Genomic DNA, 25,604 nt, shown 5'->3' with positions numbered 1-25,604 from the left:
GCTTCACTCCCAACGACGGGCCTGCATTGCAGGCCCGTTTTGTTTTGTGGCGAAACAAATCAGAACGCGACCGAAGTCTGCACGTAGAGAGTGCGCGGTTCACCCACGTACTTGCCCTTGTTGTTGTCGTCGAAGGAACGGGTGAAGTACTGGTGGTTGAAGATGTTCTTCACCCCCACCGCCACATTCAGGTCCGACAGCTGCGGGCCGAAGTCGTAGCCGGCCCGGGTGCTGAACAGCATGTAGCCGGGGATGCGCCCGTTGCTGCCGTCGGCACTTTCGCGTGACGTGTTGGCGTTGTCGGCGAACTGGCTGCTCTGGTAGCTGCTGTCGAGGTTGAGCTTCCACGGACCTTCGGTGTAGCTCACCCCCAGGGTGCCCTTGTGCTTGGACGAGAAGGGCACGCGGTTGCCCTGGTTCGGGCCGTCCTCACGGATGGTGGCGTCGACGTAGGCATAGGTGGCGTAGACATTGAAACCGGCCAGCGCCGGATCGAGGCCGTCCAGGGCGTAGTTGATGCTGCTCTCGATGCCCTGGTGCCGGGTTTCGCCCCGGGCGATCACCGTGTCGTTGGTCTGGTTGCTGTCGTACTGGTTGTCGAAGTTGATCAGGAACGCCCCGATCTCCGCCCGCAGGGTGCCATCGTCATAGCGGGTGCCCAGTTCCCAGGTGCGGGCCTTTTCCGGCTTGACCTCGCCGCTGGCCACGCGGTTGGGCATCTGGCTGTACTGCACGCTGCCGAAGGAGCCTTCGGTGTTGGCGTAGAGGTTCCAGCTCTCGTTGAGGTGATACAGCACATTCAGCGCCGGCAGGGCGGTGTTGTAGTCGCCCTGGTATTTGACGTGGGTGAGGTTGTTGCTCTGTTGGGACTCGATCATCTCGTAGCGGATCCCCGGGGTCAGGGTCCACTTGCCGATATCGATCCGGTCGTCGACGAAGAACGCATGGGCCTCGGTGCCGCCGCGGGTATCCCGGTCGTTGCGGCTGTTGCTGCTGGGCAGTGCCTGGTTGGCGGTCACCGGCGTGCGGTAGCGCAGTTCATGCCCGGCTTCGTTGATGTAGCGATAGCCGACGCCCACTTCATGGCTGCTGTCTCCCAGGTCGAAGCCCTGGGCGAAGCGGGTTTCCAGGCCTCGCACCCAGTATTCCCGGGGCGACAGGGAGAGGAAGCTGCCCTGGTCCAGGTAGCCGCTGCGCAGGGTCTTGGTGAAGAAGCTGTTGACGCTGAACTCCCGGCGATCTTCCTGATAGCGATAGCCGAGGTTGAACATCGTGCGCCGGCCCCAGAACTTGTCGTAGGGGCGGGTCGACTGATACGGGTCGGCCTTGTAGTCCGCCACGTTCAGACCGCCGGGCATGTCCGCTTCACCCTCGTAGTACTGGGCCATGGCATTGAAGCTGTTGGCCTCGTCGAGCTGGTACTTGCCCTTGAGGATCAGGTCGTCGATCTGTGTGTCGCTGTGTTCGCGCCAGTCGCCGCCGCGGGTGCCGGAATACAGCAGGGCGCCCCCCAGGCCGTTGTCGGCGGTGCCGCCGGCCAGCAGGTTGCTGCTGGTCTTGAAACCGTCATGGCTGGAGGAGGGGCTGGTCTCGGTCTGAAAACCACCCTTGACCGTCGGTGTGTCGGGAATCGCCCGGGTTACGAAGTTGACGATGCCGCCGACGTTCTGCGGGCCGTAGCGCACCGCGCCGCCACCGCGCACCACGTCCACGGCATCCATGTTGCCCATGCTGATGGGGGCAAACGACAGCTGCGGCTGACCATAGGGGGCGAACGGCACCGGGATGCCGTCCATCAGCACCGTGGAGCGCGAGGCCAGTCGCGGATTGAGGCCGCGGATGCCAAAGTTCAGGGCCATGTCGTGGCTGCCGGTGCCGTTGTTGTCCGGTGCGTTGACCCCGGGAATCCGATTGAGCACGTCCCGGGCCTGGGTCGCGCCCTGGCGCTCGAACTCGTCCCGGCGGATCACGTCCCGGGCGCCGGGGTGCTCGAAGACATCGCCCTGCCGGGCATCGCCGAGCCAGTCGCCGACCACGCTGGAGGCCTCCAGTTGCACCGACGCCGGGGCTGTCTCGGGGCTGGCCGGTTGCAGGCTGAAGGCATTCTGGCCCTCGGCCCGGGCTTGCAGGCCGGTGCCTTGCAGCAGGGCTTTGAGGCCCTGTTCCGGGCTGTAGTTACCTTCCAGGCCACGACTTTGCACGCCACGGGTGACCTCTGAGCCGAAGGAGATCAGTACCCCGGCTGCACGACCGAACTGGTTCAGCGCGCTTTCCAGGCTGGTCGGGGCAATGTGGTAGGGCTTGGTCTCGGTGGTGGCGGCCAGGACCTGGGGCAGGCTGGCAAGACTCAGGCTGGCGCCCAGCAACAGGTGACGCAGGGTACGGGCCAGGGGCGTGAGGCGGGTGGGGTGCTCGGTCATGAACGGCGATCCTGAGAAGGGGGAATCAAGGTGGCTTTCCCTCTCTGTCACCCGAGCCGGGCAAAACGGCTCAACGGCCATGAAAAAAATCTTCCTGAGCGAAAGAACCAGCGACGGATGGCGGTTGCCGACAATCAGGCCCGAGCCTCAACCGTGACCCAATAGCGGGTAAAACGCCGCACCCTGACCGGCAGGCTGATGGCCAGCAGGTCGAGAATCCGCTCGCTGTCATCCAGCGGATAACTGCCTGAGATCAGCAGGTCCGCCACCTGGGCATCGCAGTTCAACTGGCCACGACGGTAGCGCCCCAACTCGTCGAGGAAATCCGCCAGGCGCATATGGGCCGCCACCAGCATGCCTTCGCTCCAGGCACCGCTGCCGGCATCCAGGGCCCGGGGCGGCTGCCAGCTGCTGTGGGTGAAATTCAGTTGCTGTCCGGCCGCTACCTGAGGCGGCATTGCGCTGTAGTGCGCCGGCGTCACGCTGACCGTTCCGGAAAACACCGCCAGCTGACTGTGCTCCTTGAACTGGCGCAGGTTGATTCGTGCGGCAGCGGGGCGGACCTGCCCCTGGGCGGTCTGTACCAGCAGCGGTCGGGCGTCCTGGCCGGCGCTGAGCATGATCTCGCCCTCCAGCAGGCGGATCAGTCGTTGTTGTCCATCGAAGCGCACATCCACCGCGCTGCGGGTGTTGAGCTGCAACTGGCTGCCATCGCTCAGTTGCAAGCTGCGCCGCTGGCCCACGGCGCTGCGGTAGTCCGCTAACAGCGGCGGCAGCGGGTTGTGTTCCCGCAGGCCCCAGGCGGCGGCCGAGCCGGCACCGAGCATCAGCAACAGCTTCATCGCTTGGCGCCGGCTGGCGGATTTCGGTGCATTCAAGGCCGCCTGGGCCAGGGGCGAGGACACGCCGCGCAAGCGCTGATTGACCCGTTGGATATGCGCCCAGGCTCGCTGGTGTTCGCTATGGGCGTCGTGCCATTGCTGCCAGGCCGCTTGCTGGCGCGGGCTCAAGGGGCCGCCTTGCATTTCGATCAGCCAGTGCACGGCCTGTTCAGCCACGGCGTTGCTGAAGTCGGGCTGGCCATTGAGGTGTGGATTCATCGAGGCGCTCACAGGGCGAAGTAACAACGCATGGCGGCTTTGTTCAGGTGACGTTTGACCGTGGCAATGGAAATGTTCAACTCCCGGGCAATTTCGCCGTAGCTCAGGCCGTCGAGCTGACAGAGCAGAAAGGCCCGCTTGACCGGACGTGGCAGGCCGTCGAGCAGGGCATCCAGTTCCATCAGGGTCTGCAGGATGATGGCCCGGTCCTCCTCGGAGGGGGCCAGTTGCTCCGGCATGTGCGCCAGGGCTTCCTGGTAGGCCCGCTCCAGGTCCTGGCGGCGGTAGTGGTTGTACAGCACGCGTTTGGCGATGGTGGTGAGGAACGCCCGGGGCTCGACCAGGGCCGGCGTTTCCCGGGCGCTGAGCACCCGGATAAAGGTGTCCTGGGCCAGGTCGGCGGCGCTGTGGGGGCAGCCGAGCCGACGCCGCAACCAGTTGTTCAGCCAGCTGTGATGGGCCTGGTAGAGGCCTTCGACGGTAGCGCAATGGGACAAGCGGGACGCTCCTGCACCCGCAGGGCGCACAAGAGAACAAGAATTGTTCGCATTGTAGTGTCGCTACCTGGCATTCGGCAATCCGCCCGCATCGCCGGCAGCCAGTGGCTGTGCCTGGGCTTTTTTGCATATGAGAATATTTATCATTATTATCGTGCGCCTGTTGGCTCCGGGTGCTTGCGTGGCATCCCGGGCTTCTCCCTTCGTTTCCAGGTCCAAACATGAAAAGCAAGGCCGGCGGGCTCCCCGCTTCCTATCGTCTGGCGGTTGCCTCGCGGGTCTGCGCCGCAGTCCTGGGGGGCTACCTGTTGGCGGCGCTGTCCAGTGTCTGCCTGACCCTGCTGCTGCCTGGCCCCAGGGTCGATGCCGTGCTCAGCGGGATGCTCCTGTCCTTCGTGTTCTACCTGCTGGCGGTGCTCTGGTGCTTCGCCTGTCGCAGTGCCTGGCAGGCCTGGGCCGGGGTATTGCTGCCGAGCCTGGTGCTGGCGCTGGTGAGCGGCAGTCTCTACTGGGCGGCCTGGTCATGAAGGAGGGGTTGCGGCAATCCATGGCCTGGCTGCACACCTGGAGCGGGCTGTTGCTGGGCTGGTTGCTGTTCGCGATTTTCTTCACCGGCACCCTGTCCTACTTCAAGGCGGAAATCACCCACTGGATGCAGCCCGAGGCGCCGGCCCGCGCCCTGAACGCCGACGTCAGTCTGGAGCTGGCCCAGCGCTACCTGGAACAGCACGGCCAGGGCGCCCAGCGCTGGTTCATCGACCTGCCGGACCCGCGCCAGCCGCTGCTGGCGGTGGCCTGGCAGGCGCCGAGCGCCCCCGGCGAGCGCGGCGTGTTCACGGAAAAGCTCCTGGACCCCGGCACCGGCAGCGAACTGCACGTGCGCGATACCCGTGGCGGCGAGTTTTTCTACCGCTTCCACTTCCAGTTGCAGATGCCCTATCCCTGGGGCCGCTGGCTCTCGACCCTGGCGGCCATGGTGATGTTCGTGGCGCTGATCAGCGGCATCATCACCCACAAGAAAATCTTCAAGGACTTCTTCACCTTCCGCCCGCGCAAGGGCCAGCGCACCTGGCTCGACGGGCACAACGCGCTGGGCGTGCTGGTGCTGCCGTTCCACTTGATGATCACCTACAGCAGCCTGGTGATCTTCATGTCCATGGTCATGCCGGCGAGCATCCAGGTGGCCTACAAGGGTGACAGCAACGCCTACTTCAAGGACCTGCGGCCGGCCAGCAACAACACCCCGGCGGCCGGTCGGGCAGCGCCCCTGACCGCCCTCGACCCGCTGCTCGAACAGGCCCTGGACCATTGGCCGGGGGGCCGGGTGCAGCGGCTGGTGATCAATCACCCGGGGGATGCCAACGCTTCGGTGCACGTCATGCGCCACAGCGCCGACCGGGTGGTGCGCGATGGGGGCAGCACCCTGTCGTTCAACGGGGTCAGTGGCCAGCTGTTGCAGGCCAGCCCGGAACAATCCCTGCCCAAGGCCATCAGCGGCAGTTTCTATGGTTTGCACATGGGGCTGTTCGCCGGTCCGCTGTTGCGTTGGCTGTACTTCGCCTGTGGCCTGGCAAGCACCGCGATGATCGGCACCGGCCTGGTGCTCTGGCTCGGCAAGCGCCAGCTCAAGCACGCCAGGAGCCCGGCGCTGCCCTTCGAGCTGCGTCTGGTGCAGGTGCTGAACCTGGCCAGCATGGCCGGGCTGGTGCTGGCGGTGGCCGGGTTCTTCTGGGCCAACCGGCTGTTGCCGGTGACCCTGGCCGAACGTGCCGATTGGGAGGTCAACGGCTTCTTCATGCTGTGGGGCCTGAGCTTGCTGCATGCCGTGCTGCGGCCGGAGCGTCGTGCCTGGGTCGAGCAACTGAGCCTGGCGGCCTTGCTGTTCACCGGCATTCCTTTGCTGGACGTCCTGACCAGCCCGAGCCGGGCCGACGGCCTCATGGTCCGCGGCGACTGGATGCTGGCGGGCTTCGACCTGGCCTGTCTGGGCAGCGGCCTGTTCCTGGCCTGGGCGGCGCGCAAGATGCATCGCGGCCAGCCGGCGGCGGCCCGTGCCCCACGACAACGGCCACCGGCCCCTGACACCGAGGTGAACTGAATGCTGCTGGCGCTGCTGCTGTGCTTTGCCGGATTCACCGGTCTGTGCCTGTCCCTGGACCGGCACCACGCTGAGGTGCTCGGGCGCAAGCCCACGACCCGGCGCCGACACGGCCTGCGCCTGGGCGGCTGGCTGTTGCTGGGCCTGTCGCTGGCGGCGGCGGTGCTCGAAACCGGCTGGAGCCTGGGCCTGGTGCAGTGGTGCGCGGTGCTGATGGCCAGCGCCCTGCTGTTGGTGTTGCTGCTGCCCTATCGCCCGCGCCTGGTGCTGTCGATGGCGGGGGCCAGCCTGTTGGCCAGCCCGCTCGCCGCCCTGGCCGGATTCTGAAGGAGCGGCCCATGATGAGCACCCTGCCACCGGAACCCTCCGATCTGGATCACCCCGATCTGCGGGGCAGTCGCGCGCATTTTCTCCAGGTGTTCCTGTCCCAGCGCGCGCAGATGGAAGCCCTGGTCAGCCGCCGGGTCGGTTGCCGGGCCACCGCCGCGGATCTGGTGCAGGACCTGTTCCTGCGCTTCTGGCGCCGGCCGCTGGTGCAGGTCGAAGAACTCAGCACCTACCTGCTGCGCTGCGCCGGCAACATCGCCATCGATCACCTGCGCAGCGAGGGCGCGCGGGTGCGGGTCAGCGAAGGCTGGCTGCCGGAGCAACAGGACAACCAGGGCTGCGAACCCCAGGCCGCCCTGGAAGCCGGCAACGATCTGCGCCATGTCGAGGCCGCCCTGCGCAGCCTGCCGCAACGCACCCGGCAGATCTTCCTGCTCAACCGCATCCATGGGCGCAAGTACGCCGAGATCGCCAAGGTCATGGGCCTGTCCCAAAGCGCCGTGGAAAAACACATGATGCGCGCCCTCGAAGCCTGCAAGGCCAGCCTGCGGGACCCCTCGACCCCGCGCACGCCAAGGAATGCACCGTGAACCACCGCTCCCGCGTTATCCCGACGCCCGCCCAGGAACAGGCGGCCCTGGCCTGGCTGAGCCTGCTCCACGATCAGCCCAGCAGCGGTGATCAGGCGACGTTCAGCCAGTGGCTGCAGGCCGACCCCGCGCACATCGAGGCCTATGCCCAGGCCCAGGTGCTGTGGGAATTGAGCGAACAGCCGGCGCGCACCCTGGCCGATGAAGACGCCCTGGCCCTGCAAGGCCTGCTGCGTTCCATGGATGGCGCCCGGGCCCGGAGCCGACGACGCTGGTCGGCGGGCCTGGCCATGGCCGCCAGCCTGGTGCTGGCGGTGGCCCTGGGCGCCGGTTGGCAGCCCGGGCGCTGGGTCGATGACCTGGGGGCCGACTACGTTTCCGCGCCGGGCCAGGTGCGCACCGTGACCCTGGCCGACCAGAGCCAGGTGACCCTGGATGCCGACAGCGCCATTGCCGTGGATTTCAGCGGCGGCGAGCGGCATGTGCAACTGCGCCGCGGCGCCGGGTTCTTCAGTGTCAGCCACACCGGCGCGCCCTTCGTGGTGGCGGCCGGGGAGGGCGAGACGCGGGTCCTGGGCACCCAGTTCGAAGTGCGCCTGCAACCGCAAGGGGCCCAGGTCACGGTGCTGTCCGGGCGGGTCGGGGTCACGGCGGCCCAGGGCGCGGCGCAGCAGGTACTCGGCGCCGGCCAGCAAGTGGCCTACGGGCATGCTGCGGCGACCCCGTTGCACGGTGTCGACAGCGAGGCGCAACTGGCCTGGCGCCAGGGCTGGCTGAACTACTACCACGCGCCCCTGGGTGAGGTGGTGGCCGACCTGCGGCGCTATTTCCCCGGACGCATCGTGCTGCTCAACGACGAGTTGGCGGCGCGCCGGGTCAGCGGCAGTTTCTCCAGCAAGGACCCGCAAGCGGTCCTCGATTCCCTGCAGGCCGTCTTGGGCTTCGAGCAGCACCAGCTCTTTGGCCGACTCCTGGTCCTGCGCTGAAAGGCCCGTCCCAGAGCTCCCGAACATTCATCGAGATCACACCGTTCTGTCACCAAAACGTTACATGGGGCGCGGATCATCTGCGCATTCCTGAGCACATGGTCAGGATCGGCGAGGGTTGTGATTCAGCTCTCACAAGGGAGGGAAGGCTGAAGCGGGAGCAAGACGATGCGCAGCTGGGATGTCGCTAAAAAGAAGAAGGCCCACATCGAAATCATTCCGATGATCGATGTGATGATGTTTCTCCTGGTGTTCTTCGTACTCATCAGTCTCAACGTGATTCCCGCCGTGGGAATCAAGACGCAGTTGCCGGTGGCCAGCACCGCGCAACAGTTGAAGCCACAAAACAAGGCGGTGATTACCCTGGGTCTGCAGGAACGTCTGCAACTGGACGGACAGGACCTGGATGAAGGGGCACTGTTGGCCCAACTCAAAGTGCTGAATAACGGCAGTGAAAAGTTGGTGATCATTATCAATAGCGATCAGGGCGTGGAAGTTAAGCGCCTGGTGTCGGTGATGGACTTGCTCAAGGGCAATGGCTTCTCTTCCGTCTCCATCGCTACACGCAAGTCCTGACGCCATGTTCGCCTTATATAAAACACGCAAGTGGCTGGCGTGCCTGCTGCCGGCTGGCCTGTTGTTGCTGGTGATCTATACCAGCCAGTTGCAACAGTTGCAGATCAAGCCGGTGTACGACGAAAGCACGGTGGAAATTGCCCTGGTCGATGCCGCCGAACTGCTGGCCGCTGCCGAGCCACCGCCGCCGCCCGAGCCGCTGCCGGTCGAGCCCGAGCCGCCGCAGGTGGTGCCCGAGGAAGAGCCGCTGGTGATCGAGCCGCCCAAGCCCAAGCCGGTGGTCAAGCCCAAACCGCCGGCGCCCAAGCCTCTGGTGGCCAAGCCGCAGCCGCCCAAGCCGGCCCCGGCCGCCGTGGCCCAGAGCACTCCGGTGGCGCCGCAGCCCGCGGTGGCCGCCGCCCCCAAGCCGGTGGCGCCACCGGCCGCCGTACCTGCTCCGGCCCCCGCACCCGCGGCGCCCAGCAGTGCCATCAAGGAAAGCCTGTACACCGCCGCTTTGCGCAAGGAACTGGAAAAGCACAAGCAATACCCCAGCGGCCGCGAGGCCTCGTTGCAACGTCCCCAGGGCGATGTGGTGATCTGGCTGGAAGTCGATCGGGCCGGCAACGTGCTCGACAGTGGCATCGAAAACAAGGCGCCGAACATGTTGCTCAATCGCGCCGCGCAAACCAGTTTGCGCCGCGTGGAGAAAGTTTCACCGTTTCCCTCGGACGCGTTCTCCGGCAAGAACAAGCAACGTTTTACCGCGACCTTTAGTTACAACGTGGAATAAACCCATCACCTATTAACGAAAGTTGTAAGCAAGGGATTGACCCGTGAAGATCAATAAACTTTATGCCCTGCTTCTGGCATCGGGCCTGGGCAGTTTTGCGCCATTGGTTCTGGCCGAAGATACAGTTGACGTCGGTGCGGTGAACGTTGCCGGTAAACAGACCCTGGGCAACGGCCACATGATCAAGGAAGAAAGCGCCAAGGGGCGCTCCACCGTGACCAAGGAAGCCATGGACCAGATGGCCCCCACCGCCAACGCCGTGGACAAGCTCAAGTACACCCCGGGCATCAACGTCTCCAGCACCGACGCCACGGGCCTGAGCGGCACCAACTTCACCATGCGCGGGATGAACTCCGACCAGGTGGGGCTGTCCGCCGACGGTTTCCCGATCAACGACTCGGGGGACTACAGCATCTACCCGAACCTCATGGGCGACCCGGAGAACTTCAGCGAAGTCTTCGTCACCCAGGGTTCGTCCGAGGCCGACGGCCCGCACATCGGCTCCAGCGGCGGCAACATCGGCCTGGTGACCGTGCGCCCGACCAAGGATTTTGGCGTGTTCGCCAAGCAGTCCATCGGTTCGAACAATGTGCGCAAGAGCTTCGCCCGGCTCAATACCGGTGACCTGGGCGGCTTCAAGACCTGGGTTTCGGCGTCCCACACCGAGGGCGACAAGTGGCGCGGCAAGGGCACCCTGCGGGCCGACAAGGTCGAGTGGAACACCCTGTTCGAAGACGGCAACGGCAACTCCACCAACGCCATCGTCAAGTACAACCTGCAGGAAAACTACAACTACAACAGCCTGAGCAAGGCCCAGTTCCAGAACCAGGGCCGGCGCCTGGACTACTCGGAAAGCACCGTGTTCAAGAACGGCAGCGTGTCCCAGTCCTACAAGCTCAACCGCAACCCCTTCGAGAGCGTGACCGCTTCGCTGACCCAGCGCTTTCAGCTGCGTGACGACCTGAGCCTGACCTTCAACCCCTACTACGTGTGGTCCAACGGCGGCAGCTTCAGCGGCCAGACCGCCACCAGCTTGTCCGCCAGCTCGAACAAGGCCGGCAACTACGACCTGGCCGGCTTGCCTGCCGGCACCTACTACCGGCCGTCGTGGACCGAAACCTGGCGCCCCGGGATGACCACCAAGCTCAAGTGGGATCTCAACGAAGAGCACAGCCTGGACGTCGGCTACTGGTACGAGCGCGCCCGCCAGCGCCAGACCCAGCCCTTCATCGGCATCAAGGGCAACGGTGCTCCGGAGAATGTCTGGGGCGACTACAACGGTTCCGACCAACTGGTGGACCGCAACGGCGTCACGGTCCAGGGCCGTCACCAGTACACCGTGACCCCGGCACAGAAGCTCTGGGTGCAGGACACCTGGCAGGCGACCCCGGACCTGACCCTGACCGGAGCCCTGGCTTACCAGTACGTGGAACGCGACGGCAACAACCTCGGCAGCCTCACCGACAAGCCGGAAAAACGCGACGCCAAGTACCACCAGTTCCTGCCCAGCTTCAACGCCAAGTACCAGGTGGACCCGAACAACCAGGCGTTCTACAACGTCACCCGCAACATGCGCACACCGCCCAACTACGTGCTCTACAACAAGGGCGACTCCATCAGCCTGAAACCCGAGCTGAGCTGGAACCAGGAACTGGGCTGGCGCTACAGCGAAGAGAACATGGCCCTGAGCGCGACCCTGTTCTACATCAGCTTCAAGGACCGGCAGATCTCCACCACCGACCTCAACGGCGACTACGTCGTGGCCAACGTCGGCGAAGTGAAGAACCGCGGCCTGGAGCTGGAGTGGAGCGGCAAGCTGCCCCACGACTTCAACTACTACGCCTCGTACACCTACACCAAGTCCGAGCAGATGGACGACCTGACCAACAAGAACGTGCTGCTGCCGACCTCCGGCAAGCAACTGGCCAACGTGCCGGAAAACATGTTCAACCTGAGCCTGGGCTACGACGACTCGCGCTACTACGGCAACGTCGTCGGCAAGTACGTCGGTGCCTTCTACGGCGACCTGACCAACGACGAGAAGATCGCCGGCCGCACCGTGGTCGACCTCAACGCCGGTATCCACCTGCCGGTGGACAAGAAGGTGCTGAAGTCCGCGACCCTGCGCTTCTCCATGCTCAACGTGTTCGACAAGGAATACCTGGCCTCGACCCGTACCGTGTCGTTCAACACCCAGCGCACCAACGGCCTGGCGCCGAGCACCGCCTACTACAACGTCGGTGAGGAACGCACCGCGATGGTCTCCCTGGAAGCCGGGTTCTGATGCCCTTCGGGGCCAAGAGGAAATGACGATGGACATGAATCTGCTGCACGACATCACCTTCTACACCATGTACGGCGCTGCCGCGATTGCCGCCTTTATCGCCGTGGAGCGGGGCATCTACTTCAGTTTCAGCCTGCGCCAGGCGAAGAAACTGGAGAGCGTGCTCAACCCGAAGATGCACAGCGTCGACGACCTGCCCGCCGAGCTGCGCCAGCGCAACAGCTTGCCCCTGGAGATGGTCGCCGAGCTGTTTGCCCACAAGCAGGGGCTGGCCAGCCACAAGGACCTGGAAGACCTCAGCGAGTCGATCTACATCGCCACCCGCAGCAAGCTGATGCATGGCCTGTGGCTGCTGGAAACCGTGGTCACCGCCGCGCCCCTGCTGGGCCTTCTGGGCACCATCCTGGGGATCATCGACACCTTCAAGGCCCTGGCCGAGACCGGCGTCAGCGACCCGGGCGAAGTGTCCAAGGGCATCGGCACCGCGCTGTACGCCACCGCCTTGGGGATCGCCATTGCCCTGGGCAGCATGATCTTCCACAACCACTTCCAGGACCGGGTCGAGCGCATCACCGACCACCTGAAGATCCTGCTGCTGCGCGCCGGCATGGGCACCGCGCTGAAGGCGCCGCCCGCACCGCAAGCGCTCCACGGCAGCCTGCAACCGGCCTGATGGCCTAGCCTGTCGCCGCTGGCGCAGGCTGTGATCGACGACCGGGCCGGTGCTGTTGTCCAGCCCCCCGGATCGCCTCCTCACAGCTTTGGCCAGCGGCTTTTTTTTCGTCGACTTTCCAAGGATTTTTTCCATGTCCCGTCTTCGTCCCATGCCCCGGCTGCTGGGTGCACTGACCCTGGCCCTGGTGACCCTGGCCGGTTGCAGCTCGCTGACCCGCGAGCCGCAACCGGTGGCGGTGAACATCGTCGCCATCAACGATTTGCACGGCTACCTGCAGGCCAACCCCTTCAGCTACAAGGACCCCCAGGCCCCGGGCGGGGTGCGCAAGCTTGCGGCCGGCGGCATCGCCACCCTGGGCGGCATGCTCACCCAGTTGCGCCAGCAGGATCCGCAGCTGCTGTTCATCGGTGCCGGCGACCTGGTGGGCGGCAGCCCGCCGCTGTCGGCCATGTGGGCCGACGAGCCGACCCTGGAGGCCCTGCGCCAGATGGGCATGAAGCTCAGCGCCATCGGCAACCACGAACTGGACAACGGCAAGGCCGAGTTCCTGCGCCAGCTCAACGGTGGCTGCCAGTCGTCGCGGCCGGACAAGGCCTGCCAGTTCCGCCCGAACTACCCGGGCAGCGGCTTCCCCTACCTGGCGGCCAACCTGCTGGACAGCGACACTGGCCAGCCGCTGTTGCCGGCCTATCGCATCGAGGAGGTGCGCGGGGTCAAGGTGGCCTTTGTCGGCGCGGTACTGCGGGACGTGGCCTCTGTGGTCAGCGCCAAGGGCATGCGCGGCCTGCAGGTGAGCGATGAAGCCGACGCCATCAACCGGCTGATTCCCGAACTCAACGCCAAGGGGGTCAACGCCATCGTCGCCGTGGTGCACCAGGGCGGCTCGACCCCGGAGCCGTTCGACAAGCCGGACTGCTCGCAACTGGGCGGCGATATCGTCGAAGTGGCCAAGCGCCTGGACCCGGCGGTGGACGTGCTGATCAGCGCCCACTCGCACCAGGGCTACCTGTGCCAGGTCGGGCCGCTGCTGGTGACCCAGGGCCATTCATACGGCCACCTGCTGACCCACCTGACCCTGCAAGTGACCCCGGGCCAGCACCGGGTGGCGAGCATCCAGGCGGTCAACCTGCTGGCCGATCCGGCCCGTTATCCACAGGACCCGGCCCTGGCGCAGTTGCAACAACAGGTCGAAGCGCGCAGCAACCAGGTGCTGCTCAAACCGGTGGGCGCGATCGCCGCCTCGCCGATTGCCCGGCGCGCCGATGCCGCCGGAGAAATGCCCATCGGCGACCTGATCGCCGACGCGCATCTGGCCGGCGGCCGGGCCAACGGTGCACAGATCGCCTTCATGAACACCGGCGGCATTCGCAGCGACCTGGCCCTGGAGCCCGGGCAAACCCGGGTGAACTACGGGCAACTGGCGACCCTGCAACCGTTCAACAACAACCTGATCGCCTTCGACCTCACGGGCCGGCAGATCGAGCAGGTGCTCAACCAGCAATGGAAGGGCGCGGAGGATGCCAACATCCTGCAAGTGTCCGAGGGCTTCAGTTACCGCTGGGACGCCAAGCGCCCGCCGGACAGCCGCGTAGTGCCCGGCAGCCTGCGCCTCAATGGCCAGCCGCTGCAGGCCGAGGCGAACTACCGGGTGGTGATGAACGGCTTCCTGGCCGATGGCGGCGACCGCTTCAGCCTGTTCAAGAGCGGGGGCAACCGCAGCGACCTCGGGCTCAGCGACCTGGACGCGATGCTGCAGTACCTCAAGGCCATGGACCAGCAGGGCCGGCCTGTGGGCTCCAGCACCAGCGCCGGGCGTATCCAGCGCCTCAACTGACGCTTGTAGCCGCTGCCGAGCCTGCGAGGCTGCGAAAAGGTCCGCAGGACCTTGCTTGGCGATCTTTACACCGCCGCGACCGCTTCGTCGGAATACCGCCCAGCCCGTTCGCCGCCTGCGCCAGCGGCTACAGGGGATGCATCGGGCGGGGGGCGTTTTCGCCGTCGTGAAAATATTTTCAAAAAACAGGTGAGGTCTTGGCGTTCGAGCTACGTGTAGTGCTTGAAAGTGCGACTAATTCGCATTCACGGCTTTTTTACACGCGAGTCTCAAGCATGAAGTCCAGGGCACATTCGGCGGCAAACGCTTCGGTCAAACGGTGGTTCGGCGCCTCGGCGCTGGTGGTGTCGGGGTTGGCCATGCTGCCCCTGGGCGTGGCGCTGGCGAGCGAGTCCGGCGTTGCACAACACAGCGCGCTGTTCAACTTTTCCATCGCGGCCAAGCCGCTGCCCCAGGCCCTCAGCGACTTCACCCGGATCACCGGGATCAGTGTGATCTACACCGACCAAGCGCCTTATGCGCTGACGGCACCGGCCCTTAGCGGCCAGTTCAGCGCCGATCAGGCCTTGCAGCGCCTGCTGGGCAACTCCGGCTTCGGCTACCGCCGCAGCGATGCCCACACCCTGGTCCTGGAACCCTTGCCGAGCGGCGCCGGGCTGAACCTGGAGGCGACCCAGGTCACCACCCAGGGGCCAGACGACAGCACCAGCTACCAGCCGCCGGCCAGCACCTCGGTGGCCCGTTCCCAGGCGCTGAACCAGGAGATCCCGCAGATCATCAACGTGGTTCCAGCCCAGGTACTGCGGGACCAGACCCCGCGCAACCTGGATGACGCCCTGGCCAATGTCAGCGGCATCACCCAGACCAACACCCTGGGCGGCACCCAGGACGCGGTGCTGCTGCGCGGCTTCGGCGACAACCGCAACGGCTCGATCATGCGCGACAGCATGCCGGTGGTGCAGGGCCGGGCGCTCAATGCCACGGCGGAACGGGTGGAAGTGCTCAAGGGGCCCTCGTCGCTGCTGTATGGCATCCAGGACCCGGGCGGCGTGGTCAACGTGGTCAGCAAGAAGCCCGAGCTGCAGCAATCCACGGCCCTGACCGTGCGCGGCTCGACCTATGGCTCGGGCAAGAACGGCAGCGGCGGCAGCCTCGACACCACCGGGCCGCTCGGCGATTCCGGGCTGGCCTACCGCTTGATCGTCGACCATGAAGACGAGGACTACTGGCGCAATTTCGGCACCCATCGCGAATCCCTGGTGGCGCCGTCCCTGGCCTGGTACGGCGAGAGTACCCGGGTGCTGCTGGCCTACGAGCACCGCGAGTTCCTCACCCCGTTCGATCGCGGCACCGCCATCGATCCCAAGACCAACCACCCGCTGGACATCCCGGCCACCCGACGCCTGGACGAGCCGTTCAACAACATGGAAGGGCGCTCGGACCTGTATCGCCTTGAAGTCGATCATGAGCTCAGCGACGACTGGAAAGCCCACTTCGGCTACAGCTGGAACCGCGAGACCTACGACGCCAGCCAGGTGCGCCTGACCGCGGTCAACCCCAACGGCACCCTGACCCGGAGCATGGACGGCACCCAGAACGCCCTGACCACCGATCGCTACGCCACCGTCAGCCTGGAAGGCAAGGTGCAGCTGGGCGGCATGCAGCACGACCTGGTGTTCGGCCTGGACGACGAGTACCGCAAGATCTACCGCGCCGACCTGATCCGGCAGAAAAGCCGCACCACCTTCAACTACCTGAACCCGGTCTACGGTCGGGAAGTGGCCGGCACCACGGTCAGCGCCCCGGACAGCGACCAGACCGACCTGCTGCGCAGCGACTCGCTGTTCTTCCAGGACGCCATCCACCTCACCGACCAGTGGATCCTGGTGGGCGGCGGACGCTTCCAGGAATACGACCAGTACGCCGGCAAGGGCCGGCCGTTCCACGCCAACACCGACAGCAACGGACAGAAGTTCGTGCCCCGTGCCGGGCTGGTGTATCGCTACACCGATCAGTTGTCGTTCTACGGCAGCTACACCGAGTCGTTCAAACCCAACTCCAGCATCGCCCAGTTGGCCGGCGGCACCGCGGTGCTGGACGGTTCCATCGCCCCGGAAGAGGCCAAGTCCTGGGAGCTGGGAGCCAAGCTCGACATCCCCGGGCGCATCACCGCCAGCGCGGCGCTGTTCGATATCACCAAGCGCAATGTGCTGGTGTCCACGGCCACCGCCACCGAGACCGTCACCAGCGTGGCCGGTGAAGTGCACTCCCAGGGCCTGGAGCTGGACCTGACCGGGCAGCTCACTGATCAGTGGAGCCTGATCGGCAGCTATGCCTACACCGACACCGAAGTGACCAAGGACACCCAGTACAAGGGCAAGCAGTTGCAGAACGTGGCCAAGAACAGCGGCTCGCTGTCGGCGGTCTACGACTTCGGCAGCCTGATCGGCGGCGACCGCCTGCGGGTCGGCGCGGGGGCCCGTTATGTCGGCCAGCGCGCCGGGGACGCGCCCAACAGCTTCGACCTGCCGGGCTACACCGTGGCCGATGCCTTCGCCACCTACGACACCCGGGTTGAAGGGCAGAAGGTCAAGTTCCAGCTCAACGTGAAGAACCTGTTCGACAAGACCTACTACACCTCGTCGGCCAGCAAGTACTTCGTGTCCATGGGGGATGCCCGTCAGGTGTCGCTGTCCAGCACCCTGGAGTTCTGATGAGCACCCTGATCCCGGACCTGGCCGTGGCGCCTTAGTCGGCGCCCAGTGCCAGGGCTTGCGCTTGTGCCGCGCAGTCGCCGCTGGCGGTCAGGCCCTTGGCGCGGACGGCCAGCAGCTCTTGCCGGGCGACGGCGAAGTCGGCCTGGAAGGTCGGATCGGTGTGCAAGCGTGCCACGGTGGTCGCGCCGATCTCGCGCCCTTCACGCACGTCGCTGTACCAATGCACGTTGCACACCATGCGGCTCTCCGAATAGGCCCGGCCACGGGCCCAGAGCGCGTCGCCGTACTCGGGGGCCAGTTCGCTCAACAGCAGCGCCCAGGCCCAGCCAATGGCGCTGTGGCCCGACGGGTAGGAACCATCTTCGGCGAGCTTGGCCTCATCTTCCGGGGTGCAGCTGGGCTGCTGGTTGTAGACGAAGGGCCGTGTGCGCTGGTAGCGCTTCTTGGCGCTATAGGTGGCCAGCCCGGCATCGGTCAGGGTCCGGCGCAAGACTCTGTACAGCGCAGGTGTCTGCTGTTCGCTGATGGGCGCATTCAGCGCACAGGAAAACGTCTCTGCGGCGGCGGGGAACTTCAGGTTGGCATCGCTGATGGCCAGCGCCCAGCGTTTGCTGCCACGCAAGACCTGGCTTTTTTCAGCCATGCTCTGGTCCAGCGCGAAGGCTTGTGAGCCCACTGCGGGAGGTGGCGGTAACAGCGCAAGACTATTGGGCAGATCCTGCTGTTTCAGATATCCGATCAAGTAACCGGGTCGGAACTCCGGGACATTGTCCGTTTGGCTGTGTTGTTGGGCCACGGCTGGGTGGATCAGGCTTGAAAGCAATACACCGGCCAAACATTTCGATAGTAGGCGTTGCATGTGGATATCACCTCTAGAAGTTTGATTCGCTACATGGGGTCTGCTAGTTGGGTTACTTGAAGTTCCAGGCGTAATTGAACATCAGCCGTGTATCATCGGTGTCACGAATGAAGTTCTTGGCATAGTTGGAGCGATAGTTCGCGGTGCGCAGGCGCACACTCAAGTTTTTCAGCGGGCCTTGTTGTACGACGTAACGCAGTTCGTTATCCAACTCCCATGATTTGCCAATGGTTTGGCTGCCGGTGATCTGGGCATGGCTGCCGGATATATAGCGGCTGTTGAAACTCAGGCCCGGCAAGCCCAGGCTGGCGAAGTCGTAGCCATAACGCAGTGCCCAGGAGCGTTCCTTGGCATTGGCGAAGTCACCCAGTACCGACAAGTTGATCAAGTTGGCATCGGCGCCCAGGATGTTGGCATAACCGGTGTCTCCCAACATTCGCTGATAAGCCAGGCCAAGGCTGTGGCCTTCATAGGCATAGCCGATGAGTCCCTGCAGGGCGCGGTTGTCGATCTTGCCGCCTTTGGCATCGCCGTAGTCGTTCATCAGGCTCAAGCGCAGATCGCTGCTGAATGTTCCTGCTCCCCAGGGGCTCTTGTTGACCAGGGTGAAGACCCGCTGGCGGTAGATGTCCTGCAGTTGGGCGACATGCACACGCGCCAGCCATTGCTTGTTGAACCGATAGTCGACGCCCGCCATGTCGAAGTGTTCCGCCGTGGCCCCCTGACCCTGAAAGCGCCGGTTCAAGGGGCTTAAGGTCAGTGGCGTGTACTGCGTGGCGTTGCGCTGCATGACCCGGCTCAGGCGCCCGGCGGTCAATTCCAGGTCTTCGATTTCATTCGAGGTCAGCAGCCCGCCTTCGAAAACTTGCGGAAACAGACGGCCGTCGTTGGGTTTCAAGGTTGGCAGTACCGGTGGCACCAGCGCGCCGAACTTGAACAGGGTCTTGCCGGTCTTGAGCTTCCCGGCCAGGGCCAGTTTCCAATAGTCATCCTCTGCCCGGCCATCGCGCGCCACCTTCAGCAGCCCGGTGCCGGTTCGGCCAGGCGAGGAGTCGAGCTTGATGCCGAGCATGCCGATGGCGTCGGCACCGACACCGATGGGACCTTCGGTCAACCCCGAGTCGAGGCGCAAGAGCAAACCTTGCGCCCATTCTTCACGGCTCGGGGCCGTGCCTTCGCGATAGTCCCGATTGAAGTAATAGTTACGCAGTTCCAGGCGAGCGCTGCTGTCGCCCAGCAGTTCGGCGTTGACCGGAATGGCCAGCATCGAGGCACACATCAGGGTCGAGCGCTTGACCCATTGTCGTGACCAGTTTCTTGAAAGCATTGCATCGTCCTCTGTTCTTGTTGTTTTTGGAGTCAGGCGATTGACGAATGACGTGTTGAGTTGTTGCCGGTTGGTTTGAGTTGATCGACGTTGTGAGTGGTGTGTTGTGGGTATGGGGATGTTGAATTTTTGCGTAATGCCCGGGATTCAAAGTCGGAAGACTAAGTTGGGGCTGGGGTTAAACAAGAATCATCAGCTCTGTGAATGAAGTGGTAACTGAAACTTTAAAATTATTACCTGTTTATGTTTTTGGTTGTCATATAAGTATTTATTGAAAGTGCTCTTTTATGGAGGGGTGTGTAGGAGTTGTTTAATTGGGTTGTAAGAGTTGTCTTGTTTAAGTAAGGAACTTTGGTCACTTACGAATTCGGACGTGTCGGCGTGGGTTTTGCCGCAAGAAGGGGTCTGCGGAGGTGGCTTATCGGTAGTCCGAACATTGGCGCTGGAACGCCTGCCGGTAGTCACCGGGCGTGCCGCCCAGGGCCTGGCGAAAGCGGTTGGTGAAGTGGCTGGCACTGGAGAAGCCGCAGGCCAGGGCGACTTCCCCCAGGGGCAGGGCGCTGTGGCGCAGCAGATAGCGGGCCCGGACCAGGCGCCGGGCCAGCACATATTGATGGGGCGGCAGGCCGAAGCTGGCGCGGAACATGCGGGCGAAGTGGTATTCCGACAGCGCACACAACCCCGCCAGTTGGCCCAGGCTCAGCGGCGCGTCCAGCTGGCTGTCGATGTAGTCCACCAGCAGGCGGCGCTGGTGCGCGGCCAGGCCGCCCTTGAGCCGGACACCCTGGCGCGGGCCCACTTGATTGAGCAGGGCGTGGCTGAGCATCTCGTGGGCCAGGCTGCTGGTCAGCAGGCGCTCGCCGGGCTCGTCCCAGTTCAGGCGCACCAACTGCGCGAAGCGCCGGGTCTGCTCGGGGTCGTCGACGAAGGTGCTCTCGCGCAGGTGCATGTCCCGGGGCTCGCGGTCCAGCAGGGTGACGCAGCCGAGGGCGAACTGCTCGGGGCTGAAATACACGTGGGCCAGGCGGATATCGCCGTTGATCACCCAGGCCGACTGGTGCTCGGCGGGCAGGATGCACAGCTTGCCCGGGGCGCCCTTGCTGCTCGGCTGATCGCGGCGAAAGGTGCCGGTGCCGCCGGCCAGGTAGCAAGACAGGGTGTGGTGGCCGGGCGCCTGATATTCCTGGGCGTCGTGATGGTTGCTCCACAAGGCCGCGGACAAGCCGTCACCGAGCTCGGCACTGTGCTCCAGGCGAGCATGGGGCGAGCGGTTCAAGGCTTGGAAGACTTGCAGGGTATCCAGTGCGGGCATGGTGGGGGCGTCAATCAAAGGTCCGTTTGCCGGTGTTTCGCATGCTACTCCGTCGCCCCTGCGCTGCCAGCCCCGGGCTGATAAAAAGCGCAAGTTTGTGCAAGCGCCCCTGATCTGCCGGGCATGACACTGCACACCTTATAAAGGAGTCGTGCCATGAACCTATCGCTGTACCTGTTGACCGTGCTGATCTGGGGCACCACCTGGATCGCCCTGAAACTGCAACTGGGGGTGGTGGCGATACCGGTGTCCATCGTCTATCGCTTCGCCCTGGCGGCCTTGGTGCTGTTCGTCCTGCTGTTGCTCAGCCGCAAGCTGCAGCCGATGAACCGCCGTGGCCACCTGATCTGCCTGGCCCAGGGCCTGTGCCTGTTCTGCATCAACTTCATGTGCTTCCTGCACGCCAGCCAGTGGATTCCCAGTGGCCTGGTGGCGGTGGTGTTTTCCACCGCGACCTTGTGGAACGCCCTGAATGCGCGAGTGTTCTTCGGCCAGAAGATCGCCCGCAACGTGTTGCTCGGCGGCGGCCTGGGGCTGCTCGGGCTGGGGCTGCTGTTCTGGCCCGAACTGGCGGGCCACAGCGCCAGCCCGCAAACCCTGCTGGGCCTGGGCTTGGCCCTGCTCGGCACCCTGTGTTTCTCGGCGGGCAACATGCTCTCCAGCCTGCAGCAGAAAGCCGGGCTCAAGCCGCTGACCACCAATGCCTGGGGCATGGCTTACGGCGCGACGATGCTGGCGGTGTATTGCCTGGCCCAGGGCATTGCCTTCGACCTGGAGTGGAGCACCCGCTACATCGGCTCGCTGCTGTACCTGGTGATACCGGGTTCGGTGATCGGCTTCACCGCCTACCTGACCCTGGTGGGGCGCATGGGCCCGGAGCGGGCGGCGTACTGCACCGTGCTGTTCCCGGTGGTGGCGCTGAACGTCTCGGCCTTTGCCGAAGGCTATCAGTGGACCGCCCCGGCATTGGCCGGACTGGTGCTGGTGATGCTGGGCAACGTGCTGGTGTTCCGTAAACCCAAGGCTGTGCCAGCCTCTGTAGCCGCTGCCGAGCTCGCGAGGCTGCGAACGGCGGCGCAGCCGTCGCAAAACCAGGCGACCTGATGCTGCCGGGCTATCGCTGAAGGTCCTGCGGACCTTTTCGCAGCCTCGCGGGCTCGGCAGCGGCTACAGGGAGTGATAGGCAGTGGGTGGTCAGCCCTTCCACACTTGCGGGTTGACCAGGTCCTGCGGGCGTTCGCCCAAAAGGGCGCTGCGCAGGTTGCCCATGGCGCGTTCGGCCATGGCGTCACGGGTTTCATGGGTGGCCGAGCCGATGTGCGGCAGGGTCAGCGCGTTCTTCAGCTGGAACAGCGGCGATTCTGCCAACGGCTCTTTCTCGTACACATCCAGGCCGGCGCCACGGATCTGGCCCTTTTGCAAGGCGTCGATCAACGCCGGCTCATCCACCACCGGCCCGCGGGAAATGTTCACCAGGATCGCGCTGGGTTTCATCAGGGCCAGTTCACGGTGGCTGATCAGGTGCCGGGTCTGTTCGCTCAACGGCACCACCAGGCAGACGAAATCCGCCTCGGCCAAGAGTTGCTCCAGGCTGCGGAACTGTGCGCCCAGTTCCTGCTCCAGGGCCGCCTTGCGGCTGTTGCCGCTGTAGAGGATCGGCATGCCGAAGCCCAAACGCCCACGGCGGGCGATGGCCGCGCCAATGTTGCCCATGCCGACGATCCCCAGGGTCTTGCCGTGCACATCGCAACCGAACAGCGCCGGGCCGACGCTGGCCTGCCATTGCCCGGCCTTGGTCCAGGCATCCAGCTCGGCCACCCGGCGAGCGCTGCCCATGAGCAGGGCGAAGGCCAGGTCGGCGGTGCTTTCGGTGAGCACGTCCGGGGTGTTGGTGAGCATCAGCCCGCGTTCGTTGAAATAGGCCAGGTCATAGTTGTCGTAACCCACCGAGATGCTCGACACCACTTCCAGCTGCGCGGCGTTTTCCAGCTGCGCGCGCCCCAGCTTGCGGCCGACGCCGATCAGGCCGTGGGCCCGTGGCAGGGCTTCATTGAACTGCGCGGCGATGTCCCCCAGCTTGGGGTTGGGGACGATGACCTCGAAGTCCTGTTGCAGGCGTTCGGTCATCTCGGGGGTGATGCGGCTGAAGGCAAGTACCGTCTTTTTCATTGCGGGAAGACTCGTCAGGCGGGAGAGAATGCCAAGCAAGCTAACATTTTTGCCGCCGCCGCCAAAGCCTGCCGGCGCTGGCCTGTGTAGGCGCTGGCTTGCCAGCGAAATCGGTTTCCAGATTTGCGCAGAACTTGCGGGCCTCTTCGCCGATGAGCCGGCTCCTACGGGGGGCGGGCGTCGTTCGTGGGAGCCGCGTACATCCTGTAGGAGCTGGCTGGCCAGCGAAGGCGGTGCTGAGGCTGGCGGGCCTCTTTGCCGGCAAGCCGGCTCCTACAGGTGGGGACGGTGGTTTGGGGAGTGCCCCGGCGGTCAATTGGCCAGGCGTGCGCCGGTGAGGCTGCCGCTCAGTTCATAGGCCGCCAGTTCCGCCTGGTGCGCGGCAAGGATCTCCGGCAGGGAGCCGCGCAGGTATTCGACCCAGGTCTTGATCTTGGCGTCCAGGTACTGGCGCGACGGGTAGATGGCGTACAGGTTCAGCTCCTGGGAGCGGTACTGGGGCATCACGCGCACCAGGGTGCCGTTGCGCAAACCTTCGATGGCGGCGTACACCGGCAGCACGCCAATGCCCATGCCGCTGATGATCGCGGTCTTCATCGCGTCGGCGGAGTTCACCAGGAACGGCGAGCTGTTGATGGTGACCATTTCCTGGCCTTCCGGGCCGTCGAAGGCCCATTTCTCCAGGGGAATCACCGGGCTCACCAGGCGCAGGCAGGCGTGGTTCAGCAGGTCGCTGGGTTTGTGCGGGCAGCCGTTGGCTTTCACGTAGGCCGGGGAGGCGCAGACGATGCTGTAGGTGATCCCCAGGCGCTGGGAGACGAACCCCGAGTCCGGCAGCTCGCTGGCCAGGACGATGGACACGTCGTAGCCCTCGTCCAGAAGGTCCGGCACGCGGTTGGCCATGGTCAGGTCGAAGGTCACGTCCGGGTGCGATTTGCGGTAGCGGGCGATGGCGTCGATCACGAAGTGCTGGCCGATGCCGGTCATGGTGTGCACTTTCAACTGGCCGGCGGGGCGGGCGTGGGCGTCGCTGGCCTCGGCCTCGGCTTCTTCGACGTAGGCCAGGATCTGCTCGCAGCGCAGCAGGTAGCGCTTGCCGGCTTCGGTCAGGGCGATACGGCGGGTGGTACGGTTGAGCAGGCGGGTTTGCAGGTGAGCCTCAAGATTGGAGACTGCGCGCGAGACGTTGGCCGTGGTGGTATCCAGTTGCACTGCCGCGGCGGTGAAACTGCCGGCTTCGGCCACACAACTGAAGGCGCGCATGTTTTGCAAAGTGTCCATGGGGTGCTCTCTGGGGAGATGGCAAATTGTGACACGAAGTTACGGGGGCTTGGATAGGCGACCAAGGGATTATCGCGTTTACGGTAACAAAGATTCACAGGAATCCCAGCTTATCGCCGCCCCGGCCGCCCCCTAGAATTGCGCCGATCCGTAGGAGTCGGCTTGCCGGCGATCCGCGCAACGCGGTGTAGCAGGCGTATCGCTGCGCTGGCCGGCCGACTTCCACGAGAGAAATACTCCCCCCGATCTTCAGGAATTCGCAGCAGTGCCGCGTCGCATCAGCAGAGGGTTCAAGACCCTCAGTGTTTGGGCTTTATCGTTAGCAATCAGCGGCTGCATCGGAACCGGAGGCATTGCCCCACAAGGCAAGACACTTCCCGCTAATACACTGGCCACCGACGAGGCGATCCAGAGCGCCGCGCAAGAGGCCCACTGGCCCAGTGCCCAGTGGTGGCAGGCCTACGGCGACCCGCAGTTGAACCGCTGGATCAGCCTCGCCGTGCAAGGCAGCCCGAGCCTGGCCATGGCCGCCGCCCGGGTGCGCCAGGCCAAGGCCCTGGCCGGTATCGCCGAGTCGGCCGAGTCGCTGCAGATCAAGGGCGACGCCACCCTCAAGCGCCACAATTGGCCCACCGATCAGTTCTACGGCCCCGGTGCCCTGGCCAACACCACCACCTGGGACAACAACGCCGCCCTGGGCTTGAGTTATGCCCTGGACCTCTGGGGCCGCGAGAGCAACAACACCGAGCGCGCCGTCGACCTGGCCCACATGAGCGTGGCCGAAGCCCGCCAGGCCCAGCTGGAACTGGTGAACAACGTGGTGCGCAGCTATATCCAGCTGTCCTTGCACTTCGCCCAGCGCGATATCGTCGCCGCCACCCTGAAGCAGCAGCAACAGATTCTCGAACTGGCGCAACGGCGCCTGGACGGCGGCCTGGGCACCCATTTCGAAGTCAGCCAGGCCGAGGCGCCGCTGCCGGAAACCCATCGCCAGCTGGACGCCCTGGACGAAGAAATCGCCCTGACCCGCAACCAGCTGGCGGCCCTGGCTGGCAAGGGCCCGGGAGAGGGCGCGCAACTGCAGCGGCCGAGCCTGTCCCTGGGCGCCGCGCTGAAACTGCCCTCGGCCCTGCCCGCCGAACTGCTGGGGCAGCGCCCCGACGTGGTCGCCAGCCGCTGGCAAGTGGCAGCCCAGGCCCGAGGCATCGATGTGGCCCACGCCGGCTTCTACCCCAACGTCGACCTGGTGGGCAGCATCGGTTTCATGGCCACTGGCGGCGGCGCCCTGGAGTTCCTCACCGGCAAGAAGCTCAACTACAGCGTCGGCCCGGCCATCAGCCTGCCGATCTTCGACGGCGGCCGCCTGCGCTCGGAGCTGGGCGAAGCCGCGGCCGGCTACGACATGGCCGTGGCCAAGTACAACCAGACCCTGGTGGACGCGCTGAAAAGCATTTCTGACCAGCTGATCCGCCGCGAGTCCATGGACAAGCAGCAAGTCTTTGCCGCCGAGTCGGTGGCCGCGGCGCAGAAGACCTACGACATCGCCACCGTGGCCTTCCAGCGCGGCCTGACCGACTACCTGAATGTGCTCAACGCCCAGAGCCTGCTGTTTCACCAGCAGCAGATCCAGCAGCAGGTGCAGGCCGCGCGCCTGACCGCCCAGGCGGACCTGGTGACGGCCCTGGGCGGCGGGCTGGAAGCCGGCCGCGACGTCCCCGCGGAAAACCGCACCCAGGCACCCAAGACCCCCGCGGCCCTGGCCGTGTTCGACCACTGAAG

General features: G+C 65.0%; 21 protein-coding genes. 13 read left to right on the top strand and 8 right to left on the bottom strand.

Features of this window, described 5'->3' with window-relative positions; all coding sequences use genetic code 11:
* Nucleotides 1-59 precede the first annotated feature (59 nt).
* The 3 genes from fecA to ACMGG8_RS29635 form a co-directional block, all read right to left on the bottom strand.
* Nucleotides 60-2,420 carry a TonB-dependent Fe(3+) dicitrate receptor FecA gene (fecA, locus tag ACMGG8_RS29645; RefSeq protein ID WP_414158891.1) on the bottom strand — a complete coding sequence of 787 codons (2,361 nt, stop codon included), beginning with the start codon at nucleotides 2,418-2,420 and terminating at the stop codon, nucleotides 60-62.
* A 134-nt stretch (nucleotides 2,421-2,554) separates the two neighbouring features.
* Nucleotides 2,555-3,520 carry a FecR domain-containing protein gene (locus tag ACMGG8_RS29640; protein ID WP_414158890.1) on the bottom strand — a complete coding sequence of 322 codons (966 nt, stop codon included), beginning with the start codon at nucleotides 3,518-3,520 and terminating at the stop codon, nucleotides 2,555-2,557.
* Nucleotides 3,521-3,528: 8 nt separating this feature from the next.
* Nucleotides 3,529-4,017 (bottom strand): sigma-70 family RNA polymerase sigma factor, encoded by a 489-nt coding sequence (locus ACMGG8_RS29635; RefSeq protein ID WP_414158889.1) that lies wholly within the window; start codon nucleotides 4,015-4,017, stop codon nucleotides 3,529-3,531.
* 221 nt (nucleotides 4,018-4,238) lie between these two features.
* On the opposite strand from ACMGG8_RS29635, the gene ACMGG8_RS29630 reads away from it, so the two are divergent.
* The 11 genes from ACMGG8_RS29630 (at nucleotide 4,239) to ACMGG8_RS29580 (ending at nucleotide 16,874) form a co-directional block, all read left to right on the top strand.
* Nucleotides 4,239-4,544, top strand: a complete 306-nt coding sequence (locus tag ACMGG8_RS29630; protein WP_041116026.1) for a DUF3649 domain-containing protein — start codon at nucleotides 4,239-4,241, stop codon at nucleotides 4,542-4,544.
* Nucleotides 4,541-6,115: a PepSY-associated TM helix domain-containing protein gene (locus tag ACMGG8_RS29625; RefSeq protein ID WP_414158888.1), complete on the top strand. Its 1,575-nt coding sequence runs from the start codon at nucleotides 4,541-4,543 to the stop codon at nucleotides 6,113-6,115. Before ACMGG8_RS29630 ends, ACMGG8_RS29625 begins: the two co-directional genes overlap by 4 nt.
* A complete protein-coding gene (locus ACMGG8_RS29620) occupies nucleotides 6,116-6,442 on the top strand; it encodes a DUF3325 domain-containing protein (protein WP_060837606.1) in 327 nt (108 codons plus the stop codon).
* Between the two features lie 11 nt (nucleotides 6,443-6,453).
* Entirely contained in the window at nucleotides 6,454-7,032 is a 579-nt protein-coding gene (locus tag ACMGG8_RS29615) for an RNA polymerase sigma factor (protein ID WP_060842519.1), read from the top strand.
* Nucleotides 7,029-8,018 carry a FecR family protein gene (locus ACMGG8_RS29610; protein WP_235758956.1) on the top strand — a complete coding sequence of 330 codons (990 nt, stop codon included), beginning with the start codon at nucleotides 7,029-7,031 and terminating at the stop codon, nucleotides 8,016-8,018. Before ACMGG8_RS29615 ends, ACMGG8_RS29610 begins: the two co-directional genes overlap by 4 nt.
* Nucleotides 8,019-8,186: 168 nt before the next feature.
* Nucleotides 8,187-8,594, top strand: coding sequence for an ExbD/TolR family protein (locus ACMGG8_RS29605; RefSeq protein WP_060837609.1), 408 nt, complete (start codon nucleotides 8,187-8,189; stop codon nucleotides 8,592-8,594).
* Nucleotides 8,595-8,598: 4 nt separating this feature from the next.
* The gene (locus tag ACMGG8_RS29600) at nucleotides 8,599-9,366 is read left to right on the top strand and encodes an energy transducer TonB (protein WP_060842521.1); all 768 of its coding nucleotides are present in this window, start codon (nucleotides 8,599-8,601) and stop codon (nucleotides 9,364-9,366) included.
* A 43-nt stretch (nucleotides 9,367-9,409) separates the two neighbouring features.
* Nucleotides 9,410-11,650: a TonB-dependent receptor family protein gene (locus ACMGG8_RS29595; RefSeq protein WP_060837611.1), complete on the top strand. Its 2,241-nt coding sequence runs from the start codon at nucleotides 9,410-9,412 to the stop codon at nucleotides 11,648-11,650.
* Between the two features lie 28 nt (nucleotides 11,651-11,678).
* Entirely contained in the window at nucleotides 11,679-12,323 is a 645-nt protein-coding gene (locus ACMGG8_RS29590) for a MotA/TolQ/ExbB proton channel family protein (RefSeq protein ID WP_060837612.1), read from the top strand.
* A gap of 133 nt (nucleotides 12,324-12,456) precedes the next feature.
* Nucleotides 12,457-14,160 carry a bifunctional metallophosphatase/5'-nucleotidase gene (locus ACMGG8_RS29585; RefSeq protein ID WP_108544334.1) on the top strand — a complete coding sequence of 568 codons (1,704 nt, stop codon included), beginning with the start codon at nucleotides 12,457-12,459 and terminating at the stop codon, nucleotides 14,158-14,160.
* A gap of 275 nt (nucleotides 14,161-14,435) precedes the next feature.
* A complete protein-coding gene (locus tag ACMGG8_RS29580) occupies nucleotides 14,436-16,874 on the top strand; it encodes a TonB-dependent siderophore receptor (protein WP_414158887.1) in 2,439 nt (812 codons plus the stop codon).
* A gap of 34 nt (nucleotides 16,875-16,908) precedes the next feature.
* Here the strand turns inward: ACMGG8_RS29580 and ACMGG8_RS29575 are convergent, their stop codons facing one another.
* The 3 genes from ACMGG8_RS29575 to ACMGG8_RS29565 form a co-directional block, all read right to left on the bottom strand.
* Nucleotides 16,909-17,520, bottom strand: coding sequence for an acid phosphatase (locus ACMGG8_RS29575; protein ID WP_414158886.1), 612 nt, complete (start codon nucleotides 17,518-17,520; stop codon nucleotides 16,909-16,911).
* Between the two features lie 268 nt (nucleotides 17,521-17,788).
* Nucleotides 17,789-19,063, bottom strand: coding sequence for an OprD family porin (locus ACMGG8_RS29570; protein ID WP_414158885.1), 1,275 nt, complete (start codon nucleotides 19,061-19,063; stop codon nucleotides 17,789-17,791).
* 418 nt (nucleotides 19,064-19,481) lie between these two features.
* Nucleotides 19,482-20,375, bottom strand: coding sequence for a helix-turn-helix domain-containing protein (locus ACMGG8_RS29565; RefSeq protein ID WP_414158884.1), 894 nt, complete (start codon nucleotides 20,373-20,375; stop codon nucleotides 19,482-19,484).
* 156 nt (nucleotides 20,376-20,531) lie between these two features.
* On the opposite strand from ACMGG8_RS29565, the gene ACMGG8_RS29560 reads away from it, so the two are divergent.
* Nucleotides 20,532-21,479 (top strand): DMT family transporter, encoded by a 948-nt coding sequence (locus ACMGG8_RS29560; protein WP_414158883.1) that lies wholly within the window; start codon nucleotides 20,532-20,534, stop codon nucleotides 21,477-21,479.
* 90 nt (nucleotides 21,480-21,569) lie between these two features.
* On the opposite strand, the gene ACMGG8_RS29555 is transcribed toward ACMGG8_RS29560, so the two are convergent.
* Together ACMGG8_RS29555 and ACMGG8_RS29550 are read right to left on the bottom strand one after the other, a co-directional pair.
* Nucleotides 21,570-22,544, bottom strand: coding sequence for a 2-hydroxyacid dehydrogenase (locus ACMGG8_RS29555; protein ID WP_414158882.1), 975 nt, complete (start codon nucleotides 22,542-22,544; stop codon nucleotides 21,570-21,572).
* A 312-nt stretch (nucleotides 22,545-22,856) separates the two neighbouring features.
* A complete protein-coding gene (locus tag ACMGG8_RS29550) occupies nucleotides 22,857-23,825 on the bottom strand; it encodes a LysR family transcriptional regulator (protein WP_060837620.1) in 969 nt (322 codons plus the stop codon).
* Between the two features lie 265 nt (nucleotides 23,826-24,090).
* On the opposite strand from ACMGG8_RS29550, the gene ACMGG8_RS29545 reads away from it, so the two are divergent.
* Nucleotides 24,091-25,602 (top strand): efflux transporter outer membrane subunit, encoded by a 1,512-nt coding sequence (locus tag ACMGG8_RS29545; protein ID WP_060837621.1) that lies wholly within the window; start codon nucleotides 24,091-24,093, stop codon nucleotides 25,600-25,602.
* Nucleotides 25,603-25,604: the final 2 nt, after the last annotated feature.

Origin of the sequence: Pseudomonas sp. BNK-45 (assembly GCF_047456255.1) — a bacterium.
Taxonomy (GTDB): domain Bacteria; phylum Pseudomonadota; class Gammaproteobacteria; order Pseudomonadales; family Pseudomonadaceae; genus Aquipseudomonas.
This window is presented reverse-complemented; position numbering and strand designations above follow the sequence as displayed.

Excerpts from the sequence above, each read along its gene's own strand:
- ACMGG8_RS29605 (WP_060837609.1), top strand. The coding sequence starts at position 8,187 with ATGCGCAGCTGGGATGTCGCTAAAAAGAAGAAGGCCCACATCGAAATC.
- ACMGG8_RS29615 (WP_060842519.1), top strand. The coding sequence starts at position 6,454 with ATGATGAGCACCCTGCCACCGGAACCCTCCGATCTGGATCACCCCGAT.
- ACMGG8_RS29590 (WP_060837612.1), top strand. The coding sequence starts at position 11,679 with ATGGACATGAATCTGCTGCACGACATCACCTTCTACACCATGTACGGC.
- ACMGG8_RS29580 (WP_414158887.1), top strand. The coding sequence starts at position 14,436 with ATGAAGTCCAGGGCACATTCGGCGGCAAACGCTTCGGTCAAACGGTGG.
- ACMGG8_RS29560 (WP_414158883.1), top strand. The coding sequence starts at position 20,532 with ATGAACCTATCGCTGTACCTGTTGACCGTGCTGATCTGGGGCACCACC.
- ACMGG8_RS29640 (WP_414158890.1), bottom strand. The coding sequence starts at position 3,520 with ATGAATCCACACCTCAATGGCCAGCCCGACTTCAGCAACGCCGTGGCT.
- ACMGG8_RS29575 (WP_414158886.1), bottom strand. The coding sequence starts at position 17,520 with ATGGCTGAAAAAAGCCAGGTCTTGCGTGGCAGCAAACGCTGGGCGCTG.
- fecA (WP_414158891.1), bottom strand. The coding sequence starts at position 2,420 with ATGACCGAGCACCCCACCCGCCTCACGCCCCTGGCCCGTACCCTGCGT.
- ACMGG8_RS29630 (WP_041116026.1), top strand. The coding sequence starts at position 4,239 with ATGAAAAGCAAGGCCGGCGGGCTCCCCGCTTCCTATCGTCTGGCGGTT.
- ACMGG8_RS29550 (WP_060837620.1), bottom strand. The coding sequence starts at position 23,825 with ATGGACACTTTGCAAAACATGCGCGCCTTCAGTTGTGTGGCCGAAGCC.
- ACMGG8_RS29585 (WP_108544334.1), top strand. The coding sequence starts at position 12,457 with ATGTCCCGTCTTCGTCCCATGCCCCGGCTGCTGGGTGCACTGACCCTG.
- ACMGG8_RS29600 (WP_060842521.1), top strand. The coding sequence starts at position 8,599 with ATGTTCGCCTTATATAAAACACGCAAGTGGCTGGCGTGCCTGCTGCCG.
- ACMGG8_RS29620 (WP_060837606.1), top strand. The coding sequence starts at position 6,116 with ATGCTGCTGGCGCTGCTGCTGTGCTTTGCCGGATTCACCGGTCTGTGC.
- ACMGG8_RS29570 (WP_414158885.1), bottom strand. The coding sequence starts at position 19,063 with ATGCTTTCAAGAAACTGGTCACGACAATGGGTCAAGCGCTCGACCCTG.
- ACMGG8_RS29565 (WP_414158884.1), bottom strand. The coding sequence starts at position 20,375 with ATGCCCGCACTGGATACCCTGCAAGTCTTCCAAGCCTTGAACCGCTCG.
- ACMGG8_RS29555 (WP_414158882.1), bottom strand. The coding sequence starts at position 22,544 with ATGAAAAAGACGGTACTTGCCTTCAGCCGCATCACCCCCGAGATGACC.
- ACMGG8_RS29625 (WP_414158888.1), top strand. The coding sequence starts at position 4,541 with ATGAAGGAGGGGTTGCGGCAATCCATGGCCTGGCTGCACACCTGGAGC.